The organism is Neorhizobium sp. NCHU2750 (genome assembly GCF_003597675.1).
In the GTDB taxonomy this organism is placed as follows: domain Bacteria; phylum Pseudomonadota; class Alphaproteobacteria; order Rhizobiales; family Rhizobiaceae; genus Neorhizobium.
Window position 1 is genome coordinate 3,972,501 of record NZ_CP030827.1, and the last position, 18,606, is coordinate 3,991,106.

At 60.0% G+C, this 18,606-nt stretch carries 13 protein-coding genes, 1 tRNA gene, 2 rRNA genes and 1 pseudogene; 12 read left to right on the forward strand and 5 right to left on the reverse strand.

Annotation, left to right across the window (positions count from 1 at the left end):
• Positions 1 to 250: 250 nt before the first annotated feature.
• The 12 genes and pseudogenes from NCHU2750_RS19085 to NCHU2750_RS19140 all read left to right on the forward strand — a co-directional run bounded on the left by NCHU2750_RS19085 (position 251) and on the right by NCHU2750_RS19140 (position 14,061).
• Positions 251 to 3,049: ribosomal RNA gene (locus NCHU2750_RS19085) — 23S ribosomal RNA — on the forward strand.
• 239 nt (positions 3,050 to 3,288) lie between these two features.
• Positions 3,289 to 3,403: ribosomal RNA gene (gene rrf, locus NCHU2750_RS19090) — 5S ribosomal RNA — on the forward strand.
• Between the two features lie 254 nt (positions 3,404 to 3,657).
• Positions 3,658 to 3,734: transfer RNA gene (locus tag NCHU2750_RS19095), tRNA-Met, on the forward strand.
• A 448-nt stretch (positions 3,735 to 4,182) separates the two neighbouring features.
• A pseudogene (locus NCHU2750_RS31305) lies at positions 4,183 to 4,362 on the forward strand (helix-turn-helix domain-containing protein); the annotation flags it as partial.
• Positions 4,363 to 4,814: 452 nt separating this feature from the next.
• The gene (locus NCHU2750_RS19105; protein WP_119942172.1) at positions 4,815 to 5,804 is read left to right on the forward strand and encodes a sugar phosphate isomerase/epimerase family protein; all 990 of its coding nucleotides are present in this window, start codon (positions 4,815 to 4,817) and stop codon (positions 5,802 to 5,804) included.
• Between the two features lie 47 nt (positions 5,805 to 5,851).
• On the forward strand, positions 5,852 to 6,916 hold the full coding sequence (locus tag NCHU2750_RS19110) for a sugar ABC transporter substrate-binding protein (RefSeq protein ID WP_119942174.1): 1,065 nt from the start codon (positions 5,852 to 5,854) through the stop codon (positions 6,914 to 6,916).
• 177 nt (positions 6,917 to 7,093) lie between these two features.
• Entirely contained in the window at positions 7,094 to 8,626 is a 1,533-nt protein-coding gene (locus NCHU2750_RS19115; RefSeq protein ID WP_119942176.1) for a sugar ABC transporter ATP-binding protein, read from the forward strand.
• Positions 8,619 to 9,593: an ABC transporter permease gene (locus tag NCHU2750_RS19120; protein WP_119942178.1), complete on the forward strand. Its 975-nt coding sequence runs from the start codon at positions 8,619 to 8,621 to the stop codon at positions 9,591 to 9,593. The genes NCHU2750_RS19115 and NCHU2750_RS19120 overlap by 8 nt, the downstream gene beginning before the upstream one ends.
• 11 nt (positions 9,594 to 9,604) lie before the next feature.
• Positions 9,605 to 10,480 (forward strand): MurR/RpiR family transcriptional regulator, encoded by an 876-nt coding sequence (locus tag NCHU2750_RS19125; protein WP_119942180.1) that lies wholly within the window; start codon positions 9,605 to 9,607, stop codon positions 10,478 to 10,480.
• Positions 10,477 to 11,358: a ribokinase gene (locus NCHU2750_RS19130; protein ID WP_119942182.1), complete on the forward strand. Its 882-nt coding sequence runs from the start codon at positions 10,477 to 10,479 to the stop codon at positions 11,356 to 11,358. Before NCHU2750_RS19125 ends, NCHU2750_RS19130 begins: the two co-directional genes overlap by 4 nt.
• Before the next feature lie 44 nt (positions 11,359 to 11,402).
• Positions 11,403 to 13,166 carry an alpha/beta hydrolase gene (locus NCHU2750_RS19135; protein WP_119942184.1) on the forward strand — a complete coding sequence of 588 codons (1,764 nt, stop codon included), beginning with the start codon at positions 11,403 to 11,405 and terminating at the stop codon, positions 13,164 to 13,166.
• A 235-nt stretch (positions 13,167 to 13,401) separates the two neighbouring features.
• Positions 13,402 to 14,061: a peroxiredoxin gene (locus NCHU2750_RS19140; RefSeq protein WP_119942186.1), complete on the forward strand. Its 660-nt coding sequence runs from the start codon at positions 13,402 to 13,404 to the stop codon at positions 14,059 to 14,061.
• 91 nt (positions 14,062 to 14,152) lie between these two features.
• Here the strand turns inward: NCHU2750_RS19140 and NCHU2750_RS19145 are convergent, their stop codons facing one another.
• The 5 genes from NCHU2750_RS19145 to NCHU2750_RS19165 form a co-directional block, all read right to left on the reverse strand.
• Positions 14,153 to 14,932 (reverse strand): siderophore-interacting protein, encoded by a 780-nt coding sequence (locus NCHU2750_RS19145; protein ID WP_245480287.1) that lies wholly within the window; start codon positions 14,930 to 14,932, stop codon positions 14,153 to 14,155.
• 212 nt (positions 14,933 to 15,144) lie between these two features.
• Positions 15,145 to 15,978, reverse strand: a complete 834-nt coding sequence (locus tag NCHU2750_RS19150) for a GNAT family N-acetyltransferase (RefSeq protein WP_119943550.1) — start codon at positions 15,976 to 15,978, stop codon at positions 15,145 to 15,147.
• 8 nt (positions 15,979 to 15,986) lie between these two features.
• On the reverse strand, positions 15,987 to 16,733 hold the full coding sequence (locus NCHU2750_RS19155) for an aspartate/glutamate racemase family protein (protein ID WP_119942188.1): 747 nt from the start codon (positions 16,731 to 16,733) through the stop codon (positions 15,987 to 15,989).
• 9 nt (positions 16,734 to 16,742) lie between these two features.
• Positions 16,743 to 17,561, reverse strand: coding sequence for an ABC transporter permease (locus tag NCHU2750_RS19160; RefSeq protein ID WP_119942190.1), 819 nt, complete (start codon positions 17,559 to 17,561; stop codon positions 16,743 to 16,745).
• A 1-nt stretch (position 17,562) separates the two neighbouring features.
• Positions 17,563 to 18,471 carry an ABC transporter permease gene (locus tag NCHU2750_RS19165; RefSeq protein WP_119942192.1) on the reverse strand — a complete coding sequence of 303 codons (909 nt, stop codon included), beginning with the start codon at positions 18,469 to 18,471 and terminating at the stop codon, positions 17,563 to 17,565.
• Positions 18,472 to 18,606: the final 135 nt, after the last annotated feature.

Consider the following 18,606-nt stretch of genomic DNA (forward strand, 5'->3'; position numbering starts at 1 on the left):
TTGAACCTTCGGGTTCATCTGATGACTTATTGATGTCCGGTTGCTAACCGCACGGACCCGGATTTAATCTCGAGAAGCTGGTCTTATGATCAGACGCAAGTAGGTCGCTCGGCGTGACCTCGATAAAGCGATCTGATCGAGAAGAACACGTCGATGTCATCATGAGATGGCGGGGTTGTAAAAGGTAGCCCTGCTGCTGCTCGTTTCTGACGAAACGGCAGCTAGACTGATGAGCATTGGCAATGAGAACGATTAAGTGTCGTAAGGGCATTTGGTGGATGCCTTGGCATGCACAGGCGAAGAAGGACGTGATACGCTGCGAAAAGCCGTGGGGAGCTGCGAATAAGCTTTGATCCATGGATCTCCGAATGGGGCAACCCACCTTAAATACCTAGAAAGTTTAAGCCGTGTTTAGGCACGGTTTAGGTTTCTAGGTATTGTTATAAGGTATCTACACCTGAATACATAGGGTGTTAGAAGCGAACGCAGGGAACTGAAACATCTAAGTACCTGCAGGAAAGGACATCAACCGAGACTCCGCAAGTAGTGGCGAGCGAACGCGGACCAGGCCAGTGGCAATCAGGAATAAAGCCGAACAAGTTGGAAAGCTTGACTATAGTGGGTGACAGTCCCGTAGGCGTAGAACACTGATTGTCCTTGAGTAGGGCGGGACACGTGAAATCCTGTCTGAACATGGGGAGACCACTCTCCAAGCCTAAGTACTCGTGCATGACCGATAGCGAACAAGTACCGTGAGGGAAAGGTGAAAAGCACCCCGACAAGGGGAGTGAAATAGAACCTGAAACCGGATGCCTACAAGCAGTCGGAGGGCGCAAGCCTGACGGCGTACCTTTTGTATAATGGGTCAACGACTTAGTGTAACTAGCAAGCTTAAGCCGGTAGGTGTAGGCGCAGCGAAAGCGAGTCTGAACAGGGCGTTCAGTTAGTTGCATTAGACCCGAAACCGAGTGATCTAGCCATGAGCAGGCTGAAGGTTGGGTAACACCAACTGGAGGGCCGAACCCGCATCTGTTGCAATAGATTGGGATGACTTGTGGCTAGGGGTGAAAGGCCAATCAAACTCGGAGATAGCTGGTTCTCCGCGAAATCTATTTAGGTAGAGCGTCGACCGAATACCCCAGGGGGTAGAGCACTGGATGGGCTATGGGGACTCACCGTCTTACTGATCCTAACCAAACTCCGAATACCTGGGAGTACTAGTCGGCAGACACACGGCGGGTGCTAACGTCCGTCGTGAAGAGGGCAACAACCCTGACCTCCAGCTAAGGTCCCCAAGTCATGGCTAAGTGGGAAAGGATGTGAGGATCCCAAAACAACCAGGATGTTGGCTTAGAAGCAGCCATCATTTAAAGAAAGCGTAACAGCTCACTGGTCTAAATAAGGGTCTTTGCGCCGAAAATGTAACGGGGCTAAAGCCATGCACCGAAGCTGAGGATGTGGATTTATCCACGTGGTAGCGGAGCGTTCCGTAAGTCTGTGAAGGGGGACCCGTGAGGGCCCCTGGAGATATCGGAAGTGCGAATGTTGACATGAGTAACGACAAAGAGGGTGAGAGACCCTCTCGCCGAAAGACCAAGGGTTCCTGCTTAAAGTTAATCTGAGCAGGGTTAGCCGGCCCCTAAGACGAGGCAGACATGCGTAGTCGATGGGAACCACGTTAATATTCGTGGGCCTGGTGGTAGTGACGGATCGCGTAGCTTGTTCATTCTTATTGGATTGATTGGGCAGGGAAGCGGTTCCAGGAAATAGCTCCACCGTTATAGACCGTACCCGAAACCGACACAGGTGGTCAGGTAGAGTATACCAAGGCGCTTGAGAGAACTATGCTGAAGGAACTCGGCAAATTGCACGCGTAACTTCGGAAGAAGCGTGACCCCTTTTTACGCAAGTGGATTGGGGTGGCACAGACCAGGGGGTAGCGACTGTTTATCAAAAACACAGGGCTCTGCGAAGTCGAAAGACGACGTATAGGGTCTGACGCCTGCCCGGTGCTGGAAGGTTAAGAGGAGGGGTGCAAGCTCTGAATCGAAGCCCCAGTAAACGGCGGCCGTAACTATAACGGTCCTAAGGTAGCGAAATTCCTTGTCGGGTAAGTTCCGACCTGCACGAATGGCGTAACGACTTCCCCGCTGTCTCCAGCATAGACTCAGTGAAATTGAATTCCCCGTGAAGATGCGGGGTTCCTGCGGTTAGACGGAAAGACCCCGTGCACCTTTACTATAGCTTTACACTGGCATTCGTGTCGGCATGTGTAGGATAGGTGGTAGGCTTTGAAGCGGGGACGCCAGTCTTCGTGGAGCCATCCTTGAAATACCACCCTTATCGTCATGGATGTCTAACCGCGGTCCGTCATCCGGATCCGGGACAGTGTATGGTGGGTAGTTTGACTGGGGCGGTCGCCTCCGAAAGAGTAACGGAGGCGCGCGATGGTGGGCTCAGACCGGTCGGAAATCGGTCGTCGAGTGCAATGGCATAAGCCCGCCTGACTGCGAGACTGACAAGTCGAGCAGAGACGAAAGTCGGTCATAGTGATCCGGTGGTCCCGCGTGGAAGGGCCATCGCTCAACGGATAAAAGGTACGCCGGGGATAACAGGCTGATGACCCCCAAGAGTCCATATCGACGGGGTTGTTTGGCACCTCGATGTCGGCTCATCGCATCCTGGGGCTGGAGCAGGTCCCAAGGGTTTGGCTGTTCGCCAATTAAAGCGGTACGTGAGCTGGGTTCAGAACGTCGTGAGACAGTTCGGTCCCTATCTGCCGTGGGTGTAGGAATATTGACAGGATCTGTCCCTAGTACGAGAGGACCGGGATGGACATATCTCTGGTGGACCTGTTGTCGTGCCAACGGCATAGCAGGGTAGCTATATATGGAAGGGATAACCGCTGAAGGCATCTAAGCGGGAAACCCACCTGAAAACGAGTATTCCCTATCAGGGCCGTGGAAGACGACCACGTTGATAGGAGGCGTGTGGACGTGCAGCAATGCATGAAGCTTAGCCTTACTAATAGCCCGATTGGCTTAATCGCTCTCATTGATCAATGCTCATCATCGCCGCTTCCGCGGCGACGATAAGCCTTAAACCTTGTCCTGACGGCGTACGCATCCTTCGGATGCTGCCTGCGGACGGCCCGCCGAACGATCGGCGACGGCCTGAAGGCCTGTATGGGTGCCAAAAGCATCGATGCAGACTGCAAAGGTTCATCTGACGTGTTCAATCAATCACTCTTCGAGTGAACCAGCTTCTCTTCACATTGCCCTTAAATGACCTGGTGGTTATGGCGGGGCGGCCGCACCCGTTCCCATTCCGAACACGGCCGTGAAACGCCCCAGCGCCAATGGTACTCCGTCTTAAGACGCGGGAGAGTAGGTCGCTGCCAGGTCTTTTAAAGGCAATGAATGCAACACGCATGAAAACAATCTTCTCAACACATCTCGGCCCAAGCCGAAACTCCGATTGGGCCGCCTAAAGCGGCCCTTTATTGTTTGCAGAACGAAATAAATGAAGGTTGGCCCACAGGCTTCGGCCGGTGCCCACCTTACAGGAGACAACGAGCTCACCTCGTTGCTTCGGCAGAAAGCATCACAGCATAGCTGTGACGCTACCGCGATAAATCCCATAGGGATTTACGCTTGGCGCGGGGTGGAGCAGCCCGGTAGCTCGTCAGGCTCATAACCTGAAGGCCGCAGGTTCAAATCCTGCCCCCGCAACCAATCTTTCCCCAAAGACTAGTCATCGCCAGCGCGACGACTCATCCGCGATGACTTTCCAAAAGCTCGGAACTGAAGAGATATCGCACCTCGATGCTGACGATATCCCCCGAGGGCAAAATCGTCCGCTCAGCCGCCAGACCGCGTTTGGGGGCTAATATGTCGTCAACACGGGGAGCCGCGCCGCCGTATAGCGGAGGATGAAGTCGGGAATGTCAGCCGCTCTTCATGTGATATCTAGCGAAACTCGCAGCCGATTCCGAGAACGAACAGGCCATCGACACCACCTGCTACCAGATGGTCGATTGACCGCAGCCATCCCCATCTCGTCGAGCTGCCTTCGTCGGTTAAAATGGTTTGTACCGCGGAATGATGTGCCCGACCTTGAAGATTGGTGACATTTCGTGCCGATGGCATGGGTTACACTTTTCGGTTTTATCGGGAGGTGTCGATGCCGTGGAGAGAGACTTCGGTCATGGACGACCGCCTTCGATTTGTCGTCCGCTTGCTGGAAGGCGAGCGCATGAACGATGTGTGCCGTCCATTCGGCATTTAGCGCAAGAGCGGCTGCAAGATCTTCAACCATTACAAGGATGAGGGGCCGGAGGCGCTTGCAGATCGGCCTCCACGAGGCTCTTGAGTGATCGAGCCGGGCGCTCTCCCCTTGGTCTCGTTCGCCCGGTCTCCGCACTGGCCGGGCCGCAGACGATGGAGCACAGCGTCGCGGAGGGTGCCTTGGGCCCAAGGCGCATCGCAGGAATGCGAATGAGCGTCCATTCCGAGCGGTTTTCTTGTCGGCAGATGTCTATTTCTATCCTTGCGCGCTGTGCACGCCCGGCAGCGCCCGTTCATCCGGGCTATGCCGAGAAGGAAGGTCCGCCGGGTTACTAATGGATTTAAATGTGCCCGCGGCCGCGGTTTCTTGCCTAAATTTCGCGCACGTGTGGGCTAGCCATGCGCCTTTCGCATGCAGGTATGAAGTCCGCCGCTCAGTTTTGATGCAGCGTCGGAACTTTTTTAGTTTACAAATATAGATATTTTTGTGAAGTTCGCGGCCGACGCTCATTGTATAAGGTCAGAACATTGTCCAGCCCCCGTTTCGCCACCCGCCTGAACTCCTTCGCCTCCAACGCCCAGGCCGAGTGGCCGGACCTCAAGGGCAAGCCGACGGTCATGCAGATGGCGGCTCGCGCCGCCAAGATAGCGGGCCTGACTGATCTCGACCTCAACTACCCCGATCATGTATCGGAAAATCCGAAGGAAATCGCCGCCAAGCTCGGCGATCTCGGTCTTGCGATTAATGGCTTTGCGATGCGCTACTACACCAATCCGGCGTTCAAGCTCGGCGCTTTCACCCACCCGGATGCCAAGGTCCGCCGCGAGGCGATCGACCTGACCAAGGCGGGCATTGACGCAGCACGCGAGGCCGGCACCAACCTGATGACCATCTGGCTCGGTCAGGATGGCTTCGACTACGCTTTCCAGGCTGACTATGACCGTATGTGGCAACACGAAATCGATGGCATCCGTGAAGTTTGCGAACACGATGCGGATTGCCTGATTTCGATCGAATACAAGCCAAACGAGCCGCGCTCCTATAGCCTCATGCCAGACTGCGCCACCACGCTTCTGGCCATCAGGGATGTCGGTGCCAAGAACCTCGGGGTCACGCTCGATTTCGCCCATGTTCTCTATGCCGATGAACAGCCGGCCTTTGCTGCTGCCATGATCGCCCGCCACAGCCGCGTGCTCGGCGTCCATCTGAACGACGGTTATGCCAAGCGCGACGACGGCCTCATGGTCGGCGCCGTCCATTCCGTCCAGACGATCGAACTGCTGCGCCAGATCAAGCGCGACGGTTATGAAGGTGCCATCTATTTCGACACTTTCCCCGATATGACCGGCCTCGATCCGGTTCACGAATGCGAGGTCAACATCAAGACCGTCCAGCGGATGCTGAAGGTAGTTGATCGCCTCGAGCAGGATAACCGACTGTCCGGCGCCATCGATCGCCAGGACGCCGTGTCCGCACAGGCCATTCTCCAGGAAATCATGCTGGGCGAAGTGGCTTGACCCCCACCAACGAGAAACCTTTCAAATATCCATCCGGGAGGAACCGAATGAATAAGTTCATCGCATCGGCAGTTGCCGCCGGTCTCGCCGCAACGCTTTGGGCAAGTGCCGGCTTCGCACAGGATCTTGCGCCCCTGAACTCGGACACCGAAAAGGACCGCATTGACTGGTCTCAGCTGGAAGCCAAGTTTGGTGCCGTGCCCAAGCTGCCGGCCGATACCCGTATCGGCGGCGTGTCCAAGACGCTGACCAACGAATACTGGCGCTCTCTCGGTGATGGCTACAAGGCTTATGCCGACAAGGCCGGTGTCTCGGTCGCCTACCAGGCTGCCCAGAGCGAAGGTGACCAGCTCGGTCAGCTGACGATTGCCGAAGGCATGATCACGACCGGCGTCAACGCCCTGCTCGTCTCCCCGCAGACCGATGCCAATCTCGAGCCGGTCATGGAACAGGCCAAGGATGCCAAGATCCCGGTCGTCAACGTCAACGACGCCGTCATCCCCTCGGTCGAGCATTATGTCGGCACCGTGCAGCGCGACAACGGTGTGCGCGTCGCCAAGTGGTTCATCGAGAAATACCCGAACGGCGGCAAGGTGGCGATCATCGAAGGTCAGGCCGGCGTTTATGCTGCCGTACAGCGCACCGATGGCTTCAAGTCGACGATTTCCGCCGACAACAAGTTCCAGGTGGTCGCCAGCGTTCCCGGCAATTGGGATCGCCAGCAGTCCTATGACGCCGCAACCAACATTCTGCAGCAGCATCCCGACCTGATCGGCTTCTACTGCAACAATGACGGCATGGCGCTTGGCGTTGTCGAGGCGGTCAAATCCGCCGGTCTGCTCGGCAAGGTCGCCGTCTTCGGCACGGACGGCATTTCCGACGCCTACAAGTCGATCGCAGCCGGCGAACTGACCGGAACGGTCGATAGCTTCCCGGTTCTGACCGGAGAAGTGGGTATGGAGACGGCTCTGCGCCTCGTTGGCGGCCAGAAGCTGCCCCGCGTTGTCGCAACGCCCCAGGCACTGATTACCAAGGATAATCTCGCCAAATACAGCGGCGACGGCGTCAACCTCCGCGCCGTGCTGATGAAGGACGCAGCGTCCGCCCAGTAATGGTGCATAATGACTGGAAGGAAGGAGCTGGCATACCGGCTCCTTTCTCCAACCTCCACACCTGTCGCGCAGCGCCGCTTGGCGGTTCGTTGCAGACAGGGTGAGAGACTGACAGCGTGACACGGCGATCGTCGGAACTGCCCCACGCCTTAGCCCCCGAAAGCATCGGAAATGCCCATGACAGCCCGTCTTAGATTCAGCGGCATCACCAAGACATCCCCCGGCGTCAAGGCGCTGACGGATGTCTCCTTCGAGATCGCTCCCGGCGAAATCCACGCGCTGCTCGGTGAAAACGGCGCAGGCAAGTCCACGCTGTTGCGCATCCTCTCGGGCGTCGCCAAGTCGACCAGCGGCGAATTCCATGTCGATGGCGAGCTTGCCGCGTTCAGGAAGCCGGAAAGCTCCAGGCTTGCCGGCATCGCCATGATCCATCAGGAACTGCAGCAGGTGCCGAACCTCACCGTGGCGCAGAACATGTTCCTCGGTCACCAGATCAAGTCCGCCGGCGGCATCCTCGTCAATCGTCGCGAGCAGGAGCGGCGCGCCGCCGAAGCTCTGGCCATGATTGACCCGACCATTGATCCGTCCGTGCCGATCAAGACGCTGAAGGTTGCCCAGCGCCAGATCGTCGAGATCGCCCGCGCGCTTCTCGACAAGGCGAAGATCATCGCCATGGATGAGCCGACCTCCAGCCTCACGCCGGCGGAATTCGAGCGGCTGGCGGTAATCGTCGAAAAGCTTGCCGGTCTTGGCGTGTCGATCATCTACGTGTCGCACAAGATGGATGAGGTATTCCGCATCTGCCACCGTGGCACCGTCATGCGCGACGGCCATGTCGTCGGCACAGTCGACCTGAAGCAGACCGCCGAAGCCGATGTAATCGCCATGATGGTCGGCCGCGAACTTCAGCATGAAGAACACAATTCGTTCGTGAAGGAGGACGTTCGCGTCGAATTGCGTGATCTCTCCTCCCGTGTCACGCATGTGAGCGACGTCTCCTTCACGGTCCGCCGCGGCGAAGTGCTTGGTATTGCCGGTCTCGTCGGCTCCGGCCGCACCGAACTGTTGCGCCTGATTGCCGGCGTCGATCCGATTGCCTCGGGCACGATCCATGTCGATGGCAGTGAGCTGAAGCTGACCAATCCCCGTTCGGCGATTTCCGCCGGCATCGGCCTGCTGCCTGAAGAACGCAAGCGCGAGGGGATCATTCCCGGCCGCTCCGTTTCGGTCAACATGGCGCTACCTTCCTTCGGCAAGTTTTCGAAATCCGGCATCGTCCGGCACGGCGCCGTCAAGTCGAAGGCCGAGGAGTTGCTGAAACGCGTCAATCTGCGCCCCTTCCAGATCGACCGTGCCATCCGGCTGTTTTCCGGCGGCAACCAGCAGAAGGCGATCATCGCCCGCTGGCTGGCGGCCGGTTCCGAAATCCTTCTCTTCGACGAGCCGACCCGAGGCATCGATGTCGGCGCCAAGTCGGAAATCTATCACCTGATCGAAAACCTTGCCGCCGAAGGCAAGTCGATCATCGTCGTGTCCTCCGAGCTTCCGGAAGTCATCCGTCTTTCCGATCGCGTCATCGTCATGCGCAACGGACGGATCGCCGCCCAGCTCGAACGTCACGAACTCTCGGAGCAGGCCATCGTCGCCCATGCCGTCGGCGATAAAGCTCAAAAGAACAAACAGGTCCAGCAGGAGCCCAGTCATGTCTGATATCTCGTCCAGCGCCCCTGCGCGGTCTACCAACATGTTTTCGTCCTTCTCCGTCCGAGATGCCGGCACCCTGATCGGCCTGATCGTCATCATGGCCGTGTTTGCAGCCCTCGTTCCCGGCTTCCTGTCGGAGCGCAACCTCATCAACATCCTGCAGCAGTCGAGCATCAACGCCTGCGTCGCGCTCGGCATGACGCTGGTCATCATCTCCGGTGGCATCGATCTCTCGGTCGGCCCGACGGCTGCGATCGCCGCGGTCCTGAGTGCAACGCTGCTGGTCGCCGGCTATCCTGTCCCGGTGGCGATTGCGGCCGGTCTCGGCATCGGCATGGTCTGCGGCCTCGTCAACGGCGTGCTTGTTGCCTATGTCGGCCTTCAGCCCTTCATCGTCACGCTCGGCACGCTGTCCACCTACCGTGCGCTGGCGCTGATCTATACCGGCGGTAACCCGGTCCTCGGCATTCCGGCCTCCTTCCGTTCGCTCTTCAACGGCTCCATCGCGGGCCTGCCCAACTCGGTCTGGATCGTCGCCGTCGTTGCGATCGTCGCCTGGATCGTGCTGAAGAAGACGCCGATCGGTGAATATCTCCTGGCCGTCGGCGGCAATGAGGAAGCTTCCTACGTGGCCGGCGTGCCGATCGCGCTTACCAAGATCACCGCCTATGTCATTTCCGGCCTGTTGGCGGCGCTTGCCTCGCTGATCCTGATCGGTCGCCTCGGTGCCGCCGAACCGATCCTCGGCAACCTCTGGGAACTCGATGCGATTGCCGCGGCAGCCATCGGCGGAGCCTCGCTGATGGGCGGCAAGGGTTCCGTCATCGGCACCATTCTCGGCGCCATCATCCTCGGTGCGATGCGCAACGGTTTGACGTTGATGAACGTCCAGGCTTTCTATCAACTTCTCGCAACCGGCCTTATTATCCTCGTCGCAATGATGATCGACCGCGTCACCCGCGGCCGCGGATAAGGGGAACGCGCATGAATTCCGATCACCTGGACCTCAAGGCCGTCGGACCGCGGATCAGGATGCGCATGCCGCTTCTGACGCCGCTCGAGGCCCGGGTGGTGGAAACCGTCTTCGCGCTCAGGAGCTTCGACGACGAAACATCGCTGAAGGAGATTGCCACCGAAGCCGGCGTCTCCGAGGCGATGGTGGTGAAGATCACCAAGAAGCTCGGCTTTGCCGGCTATCGCGAATTCCGTGCAGCCCTTGCACAGTATAATCGCCTGCCGACCGCTGAAATGCATCAGGAACTGTCGCCAGACGATACCTCGCAGGAAATCATCCAGAAGGTCTTCCGCACCTCGATCCAGGCACTGGAGGAAACCCAGTCCATCCTTGATGTCGAGGCCTTCGACCGCGCGGCCGACATGCTTCATTCGGCCCGCCAGCGCGATTTCTACGGCGTCGGCGGCTCGGCCCAGATTGCCCGTGACGTGGCGCACAAGTTTCTGCGCGTCGGTGTCAGGGCAAGCGTCTTCGACGACAGCCATATGATGCTGATGTCCGCCTCGCTGCTCGGCTCCGATGACGTGGCGATCGGCTTTTCCCATTCCGGCAATACGGTTGCGGTGATCGAATCGATCCAATTGGCCCGCAGGAACGGCGCCCGCACCATCGCCATCACCAATTATAACGGCTCGCCCCTGGCGCAGCAGGCGGATGTCGTCCTCTGTTCAACCGCGCAAGGCTCGCCGCTGATGGGCGAGAACGCTGCCGCCCGCATCGCCCAGCTCAACATACTGGATGCCCTCTTCGTCGCCGTCGCCCAGCGCGATTACAAGGCTGCCGAGAGAAATCTCGAAAAGACGATGACGGCCGTCGCCTCCAAACGGAAAGACAAGTTTTTATGAATGCCACCAGCCCCGCCGTCGTCACCTTTGGCAGCCTGCATTACGATATTATCGTCAAGGGTCCCGCACGGCCGAGAAAGGGCGAGACCGTCACCGGCTCCGCCTGGCATCCGGCCTGCGGCGGCAAGGGCGGCAATCAGGCCGTCTCCGCCGCCAGGCAAGGCGTGCCGTCGGCGATGATCGGTGCCGTCGCCGATGACCAGTTCGGCTCAGCGCTGCTCTCCAATCTCGATCGTTACGGGGTCGATCGCGGTTTCGTCCGCACCATTCCGGGTATCGGCTCCGGCATGAGCGTGGCGATCTTCGATTCGGAAGGCGATTACGGTGCAGTGATCGTTTCGGGCAGCAATCTCGAACTCGGCGAGGAAGATGTCGAGGCGGCCAAGAACCTGTTCCGGCCGGGCGCGATCCTCGTCCTGCAGAACGAGGTTCCCGATGCCGCCAACGTGCTCGCTGCCGCAGCCATGAAGAAGGCGGGCGGTCGCGTCATCCTCAATGCCGCCCCGGCCAGAAAGCCTTCGGCCGAGCTGGAAAAGCTGGTCGATATCGTCGTCGTCAACGCCGTCGAGGCGGAAGCCCTGTCCGATGTGCCCGAGGTCAATTCGCTCGACAGCGCGCTTGCCGCCGCACGCACCCTTTCCAAAGCCTATCCCGTTGCCGTGGTCACGGCCGGCGGTGATGGTGTCGCCTGCGTCGAGCGTGACAGCGGCAAGGAAACCGCCATTCCCGCCATCAAGGTACAACTTGTCAGCACACATGGCGCCGGTGACGAATTTATTGGTGTTCTTGCCGCTCAACTTCTGCAAGATGCTCCGGTCGAGGCAGCCCTGATGAAGGCAAACGAGGCAGCCGCGATCCTGGTCAGTAAGCAGCGGTAACTATCGCCGCGCGACCGGGCTGAAGCAACAGAACCGGAGCGCTGATGACCGACCAACAGAATGGCCGATCCGATCCGGCAGAAGAGGCAAGGCCGCGTCGCCTTGCGCTTTTTTCGCCGCTCTCCCTGCCGGGACTGATCCTCGGTGCCCTGCTGTTTTCCGCGGCGCTCACGCCGAGCCTCATCCCTCGCGATCATCTGTCTCAGGGCGCGCTCGCCGGCCTCTGCTTCTTTGCCGGCTACGCGATCGGCGCCCTGTTCTCCTGGATATGGACCTATCTCGGCCTGCCTGAAATCCGGCGATTGTCGTGGCGCGTCCGCGGCCTGTTGCTCCTTCCCTTTGCCGTCATCGCGCTGATCTCGCTTGCCCACACGGCAGGCTGGCAAAATTCGGTCCGGTCGCTGATGGGCATGCCGCCGGTCGAGACGGCGCATCCCTTCATCGTCTGCGTCGTTGCTTTGGCCCTGTTCGTCCTGCTTCTCGCCATCACCCGCCTGATCGGCGCGCTCGCAAGTCTCCTCGATCGCTGCATGCGCCGCTATGTGCCCGTCCGGCTGGCCGCTCTTTTGTCGATTGCGCTCACCGCCATTGTCGTCTGGCTGCTGGCGAGTGACATTCTGGCCCGCTCGGTCTTCCGCCTGCTGGATTCCTCCTATCGAACCTATGACGCATTGCTTGAACCGGATGCACCCAAGCCGACCGACGGCGGCCGCACCGGCAGTGCCGCCTCGCTGATCGACTGGAACGAGCTTGGCCGCATGGGCCGCCGCTTCGTCGCCTCCGGTCCAGATGCCAGGGACATATCGGCCGTGACCGGCAGGCCGGCGATGCAGCCGATCCGGGTCTATGTCGGTCTTCAATCCCGCCAGACACCGGAAGAGCGCGCCCGCCTGGCGCTCGACGAGCTGAAACGCCAGGGCGGTTTCGACCGCTCCGTGCTGGTCGTCATCACGCCGACAGGCACGGGATGGGTCGATCCAGCCGCAATCAACGCTGTGGAATATCTGCATGACGGAGATATCGCGAGCGTTGCCGTTCAATATTCCTATCTCAGCAGTCCGCTGTCGCTGGTCGCCCAGTCCGAATATGGCGCCGAGACGGCGAGGGCGCTGTTTACCGAAATCTACAATTACTGGACCGCCCTGCCGAAGGATGAGCGGCCGAAGCTCTATCTCCATGGCCTGAGCCTCGGAGCGCTGAACTCGGAAAAGTCCGCCAGCCTTTTCGAGATGATCGGCGACCCAGTCGATGGTGCGCTCTGGAGTGGTCCTCCCTTCGTCACGCCGCAATGGCAAACGATCAGCCGCGAGCGTAATCCCGGCTCGTTGCAGCGCCTGCCGCAATTTCGCGACGGACGGCTCGTGCGCTTCATGGATCAGCACGGTTTTGCCGCGCAGGCCACGGCCGACTGGGGGCCGATGCGGATCGTCTATCTGCAATATGCAAGCGATGCGATCGTCTTTTTCGACGACCGGGATTTCTACCGCGCCCCGGACTGGATGAAGGAGCCGCTCGGCTCGGATGTCTCGCCGGATCTGCGCTGGCATCCGATCGTCACTGCCCTGCAGCTTGGTCTCGACATGCTGCTCGCCGCCGGCACGCCGCCGGGCTTCGGTCATGTCTATGCCGCCGAACACTATGTCGATGCCTGGATGGCCGTGACCGACGTGAAGGGCTGGTCGCCGCAACAGGTTGATGCCCTGAAGCAACGGCTCGCTGCCCAGTCTGCCTGCGACGGCCATCCGTGCGCCAGCCCGGATGCAGCCGTGGATGAGAAGCGGGATGTCTATGAGGGCCGGGGCGGCTGAGATTGCAACCATAGGGCGATTTTGGTTTTTTGTGGCGCAGGCCGGTGCGGCGGCATGAGGCGGAAAAATAACAGTCAGGAATGGCTTGACCTCCGCCGCGCAGAAGCGGAAATATCGCGCTGCCTTTCCCTAATATAAGCGAGTTTATTTCCATAGCCGACAGTGAGAAGAGCAAATCGAAGCTCCTGTTGCGGTTGGTTCTGCGGTTAAATCCCTCATCCAATGGAGAGCTGAAATGAGCCTACGTATCAACGACATTGCCCCCGATTTTCAGGCCGACACGTCCAAGGGCCCGATCTCCTTTCATGACTGGATCGGCGACAGCTATGCGGTGCTGTTCTCGCATCCGAAGAATTTCACCCCCGTCTGCACCACCGAACTAGGCACCATGGCCGGCCTTGCCGGCGAGTTTGCCAAGCGCGGCGTCAAGATCATCGGTATTTCGGTCGATCCGGTCGAAAGCCACGAAAAGTGGAAGGGCGATATCCGCACCGCGACCGGCTTCGACGTCGATTATCCGCTGATCGGCGACAAGGACCTCAAGGTCGCCAAGCTCTATGACATGCTGCCGGCTGGTGCCGGTGAAAGCGCCGAAGGCCGCACGCCCGCCGACAATGCCACCGTCCGCTCGGTCTTCGTCATCGGCCCGGACAAGAAAATCAAGCTCGTTCTCACCTATCCGATGACGACGGGCCGCAACTTCGACGAAATATTGCGGGCGATCGACAGCATACAGTTGACTGCCAAGCATCAGGTCGCAACGCCTGCCAACTGGAAACAGGGCGAAGACGTGATCATCACCGCAGCCGTTTCCAACGAGGACGCCATCCAGCGCTTCGGCTCCTTCGATACCGTCCTGCCTTATCTGCGCAAGACCAAGCAGCCGACGGCCTGACCGGCCCATACATCGAATGAAAAAGGGGAGCCGTTGCTCCCCTTTTTTGTGGCCGCTATTGGCTCATCTTGTATCAGGCGTGAGCCCCGCCTCAGTCGACGATCTTCATCGCGGTGTCGGCCATGCCGCGGGTCCAGTAGCCGGCTGCCTTGATCCAGGGCAACGGATGGTTGCGGGTGGCGGTCAGATAGGTCTTGATCGCACGCGCAACCGAGGCTTCGGCCGCGACCCAGACGAATGTGTCGGCCGTCAGTTCTATCCCGTCGAGTGCCGCGATGATCGGCGCCGGATCGGTGATGGCGGAAGCCGGGCGGTGGACCCAGTTCATCCTGAGACTCGCTGTGCTGGCAAACTCCTGCTCTTCGCCCTTGTCGGTCACGACGCCGATGGCGGTGATCCTGTCGCCGGCCTTGGCTTCCTCGATACGGCGGCCCATGGCCGGAAGCGCAGTTTCGTCGCCGACCAGAACCCAATTGCTGACGCCGGAAATAACGGCCGATCCGCGCGGCCCGGCAATGGTGATGGTGCTGCCGATCTTGGCCTCCAGCGCCCATTTGGTCGCCGGTCCGGCTTCATGCACGGCAAAGTCCAGCACCAGCCGGCCGGCCGCATTGTCATAGGAACGCGGTGTGTAGTCGCGCATCTCCATCTCGCCGTCTGCACCGGGAACCACGACCTTGATATGGTCGTCGGCGCCGAGGCTGGTGAAGTCCGAAAGGGCCTCGCCGCGAAGCGTGATGCGCAGCATGAGCGGCGTCACATAGTCCAGCGCCTCGACAGTCAGCTCGCGCCGCTTGAGTTCGTGGCGCACGCGATCGATCTGCGGAAAGTTCTGCGAGGGTTTGGATGTCGGGGTCAGGCTGTCCATCATTGTCCTGTTCTGCGGTAGGACCACAGTCTGCCGGACATGACCGCGCAGACCGTTGGTCGCTCCAATCGATCCTGCGCGTTGATTGACGTGAACGCTTACGTGCCGATCTCCGGATCGACAATATGAGAGTGACCTAACGCGAGCGCCGCGGACACGCAAGCACCCGGGTCAAAAAACTTTCGTGAATGAGTCATCTTATCCGACTGATTGGCTCAGCCAAGCTCCAGTGTCGTTACGCCGAAAACGCCAGCAAGATCGAACACCGGTGCCGCGCCGCGATACATCCGCGTTGTCTGAAAACCCCTGGCAAACCCGCGATCTTGCAGATCGGCGGAAAATTCCGCTTGCCCCTCCGGCACGTCGAGATGCAGCATCTCTCCCGGTAGCTCGGCAGCACAGGCTCTCAGCAAGGCCTTGGCTCCCGCCACATCGGTCGCAAACAGCGGTCCGATCTTGTAGCCCTCATGGCATGGCCGCGCCACCGCATAGCCGGCGATGGTGCCGTTGCGGATCAGCACTTTCGCCAGCCGCGGCGCCTTTATCCATTCGTGCAGAAAATCCGCACGCCTTCCGGCAAAATGCTGGCTATCGAAGTCGAGTAATTGCGACATGTCCGCGTCATCGGCCGGGCGGATATCCGGATCCGACCGGCCTTCAGCCGCGCCGCTCCAGCGCCAGGTCTCGTAGTCGGGCGTAAACCCCATGCTTCGATAATTGGCCTGCTGTTCCGGCACTCCGTCGAGGCCGATGGTCCGACCTCCAAGATGCGCCATGCCCGCATCCCAAACCCGTCGCCCATACCCCATCCTGCGAAAATCCGGATGGGCGATGTAAAGCCCGATGAAACCGAAATCCTGGCCGTAGCGCACCGCCGATAGGCCGGCCGCCATCACGCCGTCGACAAAGCAGCCGATAAAGCCCTGGCGGTCGGCCGCCTGAAACGGTGCCGCATCGGCGAGACCCGGATTCCAGCCCTCGACCTTCGCCCAGCCGATCAGCACCTCGATTTCCTCAAGATCGAGCGGGCGGATCACGATCCCGGTCATGGGCGAGGTCATGAGCCGGTCAGCCGGCCGGGTTCGAAAGCCTCCAGCATGCCGCGATAGGGCTTGGAAATCGGTGTCGCATAGGCCCCCCGCTTGGCAGTCGAAAGGCCGAGCGTCACCAGCATCTCCGCCTGCTTCACAGCGGCGGCGACACCGTCCACCACGGGCACGCCGAATTCGGCCCTCAGTTCGGCGGTGAGATCCGCCATGCCGGCGCAGCCGAGCACGATCGCCTCGGCCCGGTCTTGCTCGAGAGCCAGCGAGATTTCGCTGCGCAGCCGGTCTCGGGCGTTCGATGCCGGGTCTTCCAGCGACAGGACCGGAATGTCGGCCGCGCGCACCTTGCAGCGCGACGACATGCCGTAGCGATGAACGAGATGTTCGAGCGGCAGGCGCGAGCGCTCCATCGTCGTCACCACGGTGAATTTCTGGGCGATGAAGGCGGTGGCGGAAACCGCTGCCTCGCAGATGCCGATGACAGGCACGTCGGCCAGCGCACGCGCCGCATCGAGCCCGGTATCGTCGAAACAGGCGATGACCACGGCATCGATACCGGCCTTCTCGCCGGCGGCGATTTCCTTCAACAGGCCGGGAATGGCGAAAACCTCGTCATAATAGCCTTCGATGGAAACCGGTCCCATCGACGAGGTGACGGGGACGATGTCCGTCCCGTGCCCGGCAACGCGCCGCGCACTGTCGGCGATCGTCGCGGTCATGCTGGCGGTCGTGTTCGGATTGACGATCAGGATACGCATGGGCTGAACTTACGACCGCTGCCGGCGGCGGTTGACATGGACGATCAGGCCGAGCGTTCCGGCAATGACCAGGAAGGAGAAGATGGTGGTCACCGTGCCGAGCGCATAGAGAACCGGCGTCGTCACATTGGTGGTCATGCCGTAGATTTCCAGCGGCAGCGTGTTGAACGAACCGGCCGTCATCAGCGTGCGGGCGAATTCGTCATAGGAAAGCGTGAAGCCGAACAGGCCGACACCGATCAGGCTCGGCGCGATCATCGGCAGCACGACATGGCGGAACGTCTGCCATGAGGAGGCACCAAGGTCGCGGGCGGCTTCTTCGTAGGAGGGCGAGAAGCGATTGAACACGGCAAACATGATCAGCACGCCGAAGGGCAGCGTCCAGGTCAGGTGCGCGCCGAAGGCCGACGAATACCAGGCCGGCTCCAGTCCGAGCTGGGTGAACAGCACGCCGATGCCGAGCGACACGATGATCGACGGCACGACGAGGCTCGCCACCGCCAGGTAGAACAGCGCCGTCGCACCGATGAACTTGCGGCGGAAGGCAAGGCCGGCCAGCAGCGACACCAGCACGGTCACGATCATCACCATGATGCCGAGCATGGCGGAGCGGCGGAACGAGCCGCCGAAATCGCCGACCGCCTGCGTTTCGAACAGGTTGGCGAACCAGTGCAGCGACACGCCGTTGAGCGGGAAGGTAAGGCCGCCATTCGGCCCCTGGAAGGACAGGATCAGGATCGCCGAAAGCGGTCCGTAGAGAAACAAGACGAAGACGGCAAAGAAGACGGCGAGAAGGTAGAATTCGCGGGAGCGTTTTTCGCGGTACATCTCAAAGCTCCTTCCGGATATCGACGATGCGCAGGATGCCGGCAACCATCAGAAGCACCAGCACCAGAAGCACGACGGCATTTGCGGCGGCGGCGGGATATTGCAGGAGCGACATCTGGTTCTTCATCATCAGCGCCACGGATGCGCTCTGTCCGCCGGACATCACCTGCACGGTGGAGAAGTCCGCCATGACCAGCGTCACGACGAAGATCGTGCCGATCGCCATGCCCGGCTTGGCGAGCGGTATGATGACGTTCCAGATGATCTGCCAGGAGGTGGCGCCGGCATCGCGCGCCGCCTCGACCAGAGATTTGTCGATGCGCATCAGCGTGTTGAAGATCGGCGTCACCATGAACAGCGTGTAGAGATGCACCATGGCCAGCACGACGGCGAATTCCGAATAGAGCAGCCATTCCACCGGCTGGGACACGATCCCGGACCCGACCAGTGCCGAGTTGACCAGCCCGTTTCGCCCCAGAACCGGGATCCACGAGATCATCCGGATGATGTTCGACGTCAGGAACGGCACGGTGCAGACGAGAAACAGCACCATCTGCATCGATGTCGTGCGGATGTGGAAGGCGAGGAAATAGGCGACCCAGAAGCCGATGAAGAGCGTGATCGCCCACACCAGCACGGCATATTTCAGCGTGTTGAGATAGGTCTTCCAGGTAACCCATGAACCGAGCGTCTCGGTATAGTTCATCGTCAGGAAGTCGGGATACATCTGGGCGAAATCATAGTCCCAGAAGCTGACCACCGCGATCATGATGATCGGCAGAAGCAGGAAGAAGCCGAGGATCAGCGCCAGCGGCAATGACTGGAGATATGAGATGACGGCAAGCGGCAGCCGAAAGCCCCTTTTCGGGTTTTCGATCTTGTCCGTCTCGGAGGATGTCATCGTCGCCATGTCTCGTATCCCTCTTCGCGGCTGAACTTCGTTTGAGGCGCAGGCAGTGCCGCAATTTTCCCTCCCCCTTGTGGGGAGGGTGGCCGGCAGGCCGGGAGGGGTTTTCGAAAGGCCCCTCCCTAACCCTCCCCACAA

Bases quoted from the DNA above. Each gene is read 5' to 3' on its own strand.
- NCHU2750_RS19110 (WP_119942174.1), top strand. From the start codon at position 5,852: ATGAATAAGTTCATCGCATCGGCAGTTGCCGCCGGTCTCGCCGCAACG.
- NCHU2750_RS19115 (WP_119942176.1), top strand. From the start codon at position 7,094: ATGACAGCCCGTCTTAGATTCAGCGGCATCACCAAGACATCCCCCGGC.
- NCHU2750_RS19120 (WP_119942178.1), top strand. From the start codon at position 8,619: ATGTCTGATATCTCGTCCAGCGCCCCTGCGCGGTCTACCAACATGTTT.
- NCHU2750_RS19125 (WP_119942180.1), top strand. From the start codon at position 9,605: ATGAATTCCGATCACCTGGACCTCAAGGCCGTCGGACCGCGGATCAGG.
- NCHU2750_RS19130 (WP_119942182.1), top strand. From the start codon at position 10,477: ATGAATGCCACCAGCCCCGCCGTCGTCACCTTTGGCAGCCTGCATTAC.
- NCHU2750_RS19135 (WP_119942184.1), top strand. From the start codon at position 11,403: ATGACCGACCAACAGAATGGCCGATCCGATCCGGCAGAAGAGGCAAGG.
- NCHU2750_RS19140 (WP_119942186.1), top strand. From the start codon at position 13,402: ATGAGCCTACGTATCAACGACATTGCCCCCGATTTTCAGGCCGACACG.
- NCHU2750_RS19145 (WP_245480287.1), bottom strand. From the start codon at position 14,932: ATGATGGACAGCCTGACCCCGACATCCAAACCCTCGCAGAACTTTCCG.
- NCHU2750_RS19150 (WP_119943550.1), bottom strand. From the start codon at position 15,978: ATGACCGGGATCGTGATCCGCCCGCTCGATCTTGAGGAAATCGAGGTG.
- NCHU2750_RS19155 (WP_119942188.1), bottom strand. From the start codon at position 16,733: ATGCGTATCCTGATCGTCAATCCGAACACGACCGCCAGCATGACCGCG.
- NCHU2750_RS19160 (WP_119942190.1), bottom strand. From the start codon at position 17,561: ATGTACCGCGAAAAACGCTCCCGCGAATTCTACCTTCTCGCCGTCTTC.
- NCHU2750_RS19165 (WP_119942192.1), bottom strand. From the start codon at position 18,471: ATGGCGACGATGACATCCTCCGAGACGGACAAGATCGAAAACCCGAAA.